The sequence below is a fragment of the Arthrobacter sp. HMWF013 genome (genome assembly GCF_003061105.1).
Lineage (GTDB): Bacteria > Actinomycetota > Actinomycetes > Actinomycetales > Micrococcaceae > Arthrobacter.
The window spans coordinates 18,849-22,759 of the sequence record NZ_QAIQ01000223.1; the positions used below are offsets into that span (position 1 = coordinate 18,849).

The 3,911-nt window shown below is 64.2% G+C and carries 3 protein-coding genes and 1 pseudogene; 2 read left to right on the forward strand and 2 right to left on the reverse strand.

Annotated features, from left to right (window positions below; translation table 11 throughout):
- Window positions 1–1,840: non-homologous end-joining DNA ligase (ligD, locus tag DBR22_RS09200; protein WP_375134943.1), on the reverse strand; the 1,840-nt coding region annotated here is incomplete at its 3' end.
- A gap of 67 nt (window positions 1,841–1,907) precedes the next feature.
- On the opposite strand from ligD, the gene ku reads away from it, so the two are divergent.
- Window positions 1,908–3,014 (forward strand): non-homologous end joining protein Ku, encoded by a 1,107-nt coding sequence (gene ku / locus DBR22_RS09205; protein ID WP_108598764.1) that lies wholly within the window; start codon window positions 1,908–1,910, stop codon window positions 3,012–3,014.
- A gap of 30 nt (window positions 3,015–3,044) precedes the next feature.
- Here the strand turns inward: ku and DBR22_RS09210 are convergent, their stop codons facing one another.
- Window positions 3,045–3,311 carry a DUF7218 family protein gene (locus DBR22_RS09210; RefSeq protein WP_108598765.1) on the reverse strand — a complete coding sequence of 89 codons (267 nt, stop codon included), beginning with the start codon at window positions 3,309–3,311 and terminating at the stop codon, window positions 3,045–3,047.
- Window positions 3,312–3,373: 62 nt separating this feature from the next.
- Here DBR22_RS09210 and DBR22_RS09215 point away from each other — a divergent pair.
- Window positions 3,374–3,911, forward strand: a pseudogene (locus tag DBR22_RS09215) (hypothetical protein); the annotation flags it as partial.

Consider the following 3,911-nt stretch of genomic DNA (forward strand, 5'->3'; position numbering starts at 1 on the left):
TCTCACCATCGGCAACGAACGGCCCGGCCGGCCAGCCAGCCCGGTCCGTCAGCTCGGGGTATGTTGCCGTGACGTCGTTGCCGTTGCGGCTGAGGATGCGGATATTCCTGTCATCGGCAACGATCACCCCGCGGACGCCGTCCCATTTCAGCTCAAACATCCATTCGCTGCCTTGCAGGTCGGCGGGGTTTCCCGCGGTCGCCATCATGGGCCGAAAGTCGTCCAGGGGTGCAGCAGGGGCCTCGTCGGCTGGTTCGCGTGCGTGCTGTGATGGCAGGGGTGTGGCCCGGCTTCCAGCGGGTGTCCGTTCATCCCGGTTTGTGCCGGTTTCCCCGCCTACTTCCACATTGGTGCCGGTTTCCCCATCTGCGTCAGCATCACCATGGTCGCGGGCGGGTGCGTGCCGGTGCCTGCCGCCGTGGTGTTCCTTGTCCATCAGATGGATGAGCCATTGCCCCTCATCACCCCGCCCCCGGCCGGTATGGATCAGGGCGAACTTCCTGGTTCCGCCCAGGCCGCCGCCTTCAGACCCTGTCAGTGTGGCGATGACTTCCTTGCCGTTGATCCACTTCCCGAGTTCGTAGGTTCCGTGGTCCCAGATGGTGACCTCGCCGGCGCCGTACTGTCCTTTCGGGATGGTTCCTTCGAAGGTGGCGTAGTCCATGGGGTGGTCCTCGGTCTGGACCGCGAGATGGTTTTTGCCGCTCGATTCCGGAACGCCCTTGGGGAGCGCCCAGGACACCAGGACTCCTTCGTGCTCCAGCCGGAAATCGAAGTGCAGGCGGCTGGCGTGGTGTTCCTGGATCACAAAGGTGTCGCCGGTGCCGCCGGCGCCGGCGAACGGCTCGGGTGTCGCGTTTGGATCGCGCATGGAACGGTACCGCTCAAGTCGTGGATGCGCGCCGCCGTCGTCCGCTGTTTTATCAGTCTTCCCGCCGGCCCCATCAGCGCCCTCCTGCGGGCTCCCAGGGTGCCCCCCACCATGTTCGACGGCGGCGAACGGGTCCTTGCCCGCCTCGACCCGGCGCAGCACGGCCTTGTAGTCCAGGTGTTGGAGGTTGGGGGAGCTGAGCTCCCGCCAGGTCCGCGGCGCGGCGACCATCGGAGTGTGCCGGCCGCGCAGCGAATACGGCACGATGGTGGTCTTGGCCGCGCTGTTCTGGCTCCAGTCCACCAGGACCTTGCCCGTGCGCAGCGTTTTCTTCATGTCGCTGACCGCGAGATCCGGGTGGTCCGCTTCCAAGGCCCGCGCCAGTTCGTGGGCGAAGTCGGAGATCTGGTCCGACGTCTGCGATCCGTCCAGGCCGGCATAGAGGTGGATGCCCTTGCTGCCGCTGGTCACCGGGACCGGATCCAGGCCTACGTCCTGCAGGATGGCCCGGGCAAGGAACGCCACCTCCACACATTCGGCCAGCCCTGCGCCCTGGCCGGGGTCGAGGTCCAGTACCAGGCGGTTCGGGTTCAGCTGCCTTCCATGGGAGTCCACCTGCCACTGGGGCACATGGATCTCCAGCGAGTTGATCTGGCCGAACCAGGTGAGGGTGGCGGGATCGTTGACCATCGGATAGTAAATGGTGCGGTCCTTGTGCGTGATGGCGGCGCGGGGGAGCCAGCCCGGCGCCGAATCCTCCAGGTTCTTCTGGAAGAACACTTCGCCTGGGTGTTCCGCAGTGCCCACACCGTTGACCCAGCGCTTCCTGGTGGCAGGCCGGTTGGCTGCTGCCGGAATCAGGACATGGGCCACAGCGGCGTAGTAAGCCAGGACGTCAGCCTTGGTGGTGCCCGTCTCGGGATAGATGATTTTGTCCAGGTTGGTGAGTGTCAGTTGCCGTCCCGCCACCCGGACACGTTCCTTAGGAGGGACCAAAGGTCTTCACCTCCGGCCCTGCGTGCGGTTCACTTGAGGAATGAGAGCCATCTGGAAAGGTGCCATCGCGTTTGGCCTGGTCAACGTGCCCGTCAAGGTCTATAGCGCCACCGAGGATCATGACATCAGTCTCCACCAGGTCCACAATGCCGACGGCGGCCGGATCAGGTACCAGCGCCGCTGCGAGGTGTGCAGCAAGATCATCGATTACTCGGACATTGAGAAGGCGTTTGAGGACGGCGGCCGGACCGTTGTCCTGTCCAAGGACGAGCTCAAATCCATCCCGGCGGAAAACAGCCACGAGATCGAGGTGGTCCAGTTTGTCCCCTCGGAGCAGCTGGAGCCCATGATGTTCGAAAAGAGCTATTACCTGGAGCCGGACTCGAAGTCGCCCAAGGCATACGTCCTGCTGCGCCGGGCGCTCGAGGATACGGACCGGGTGGCCATCGTCCAGTTCGCCCTGCGCGAGAAGACCCGGCTCGGGGCGTTGCGCATCAAGGATGACGTGCTGGTGCTTCAGTCGCTCCTGTGGCCCGACGAGGTCCGGGAGGCCAACTTCCCGGCCCTGGACGAATCCGTGCGCATCTCCGCCCAGGAACGCGAAATGTCCGCGGCCTTGGTGGAATCCATGGCCGCAGATTTCGATCCTGACCACTTCACCGACGAATACCAGGTCCAGCTGCGCACGCTTATCGAAGCCAAGCTGGAAAAGGGCGACTCCCTGGACACTGAAGAGACCTTCGGTGTGGAGGCCGGCGAGGGCGGCAAGGGTGAAGTCATTGACCTGATGGAAGCTCTCAAGCGCAGCCTGGACCGTAAACGCGGGGGTGCGGCTGCAGAGGCTTCCGGGGGCTCCGCCGCGGATACAGACTCCGGGGAGGACGGGGAAGAAGAGTCTGCGGAATCCGGCAGCGGAACCAGGAAGGCCGCGGCAAAGTCCAGCACAGCGAAGTCCGGCACCGCCGGATCCGGCACTGCGAAGTCGTCCGCTGCAAAATCGGGCACAGCCAAATCCACAGCCACGAAGTCTGCCAGTACCGGATCCACCACGCGCAAGCCCGCGGCCAAGACGTCGGCCAAGGCTGACTCGGCGGCTGCCAAGCCTGCGGCGAAGGCCACCACCACGCGGGCCCGGAAGGGCGCTTAAGGAACAAGCTGTACCGGTGATGGCCACCGCCTAGGAGTTCCGGAGCGCAGAGATAAGTTCGCTCTTCTTCTTGGCGGAGTAACCGGTGAGTCCGATTTCTTTGGCTTTGGATTTCAGTTGAGGGACGGTCCAGTCTTCATAGCTGCCGGACTCGCCGCCCTTGCGGCCCACCGAGGAGCGGCCTTTTTGGGCAGCAGCGTTCGAGATGCGCGCGGCCTTCTGCTTGGAAGCGCCGTCTTCCCGCAGTTCCTCGTACAGTTCCGGATCCTTCAGGCTCGGGTTCTTCTTGCCGGGCATGACGTCCTCCTTCAGCCGGATGGAATGTTGGGTTCCTACGCTCCCACGCTAATTCCGGGCCTGTGGAAAAACAAGGAAACAGTAAGGTTGCTTCCTTATGTTGTTATGTCCTGGATGCGAACAAGACCCGGGTCCTGATAGCCACTGACCCGAACGGCAACAACTCATTGGCCACGTTCGACGGGCACGACAACCGGACCACCAGCACCAACGGTTTGGGCCAGACCACCACCGCGGCCTATAACGCCACCAACTCCCTGACGAAGATCACCTCACCGCTGGCCGGCGCCAGCGGAACGGCCGGGGACGTATCCTTCACCTACCCCACCGCGACCGGGGACCCGCTGCTGAACTACCGCCCCGACACCTCCACGAACAGTGAGGGGAACACCAGCACGATTCAGTACGACCCGAACACCCAGAACCCCTCGGCGGTCCTGACCCCTGGCAACCTGGGCGGCACACCCCGGAGCTACTACCAGGGCGACGCTGCCGGCACGACGTGCGGCGCCAAACCCGGGTCGCTGTGCCGGTCCACAGACGGGAACGGCAACCAAACGACCTACACCTACGACGCGGCAGGGAACCCGGTCACGGTCA

Bases quoted from the DNA above. Each gene is read 5' to 3' on its own strand.
- ku (WP_108598764.1), top strand. From the start codon at position 1,908: ATGAGAGCCATCTGGAAAGGTGCCATCGCGTTTGGCCTGGTCAACGTG.
- DBR22_RS09210 (WP_108598765.1), bottom strand. From the start codon at position 3,311: ATGCCCGGCAAGAAGAACCCGAGCCTGAAGGATCCGGAACTGTACGAG.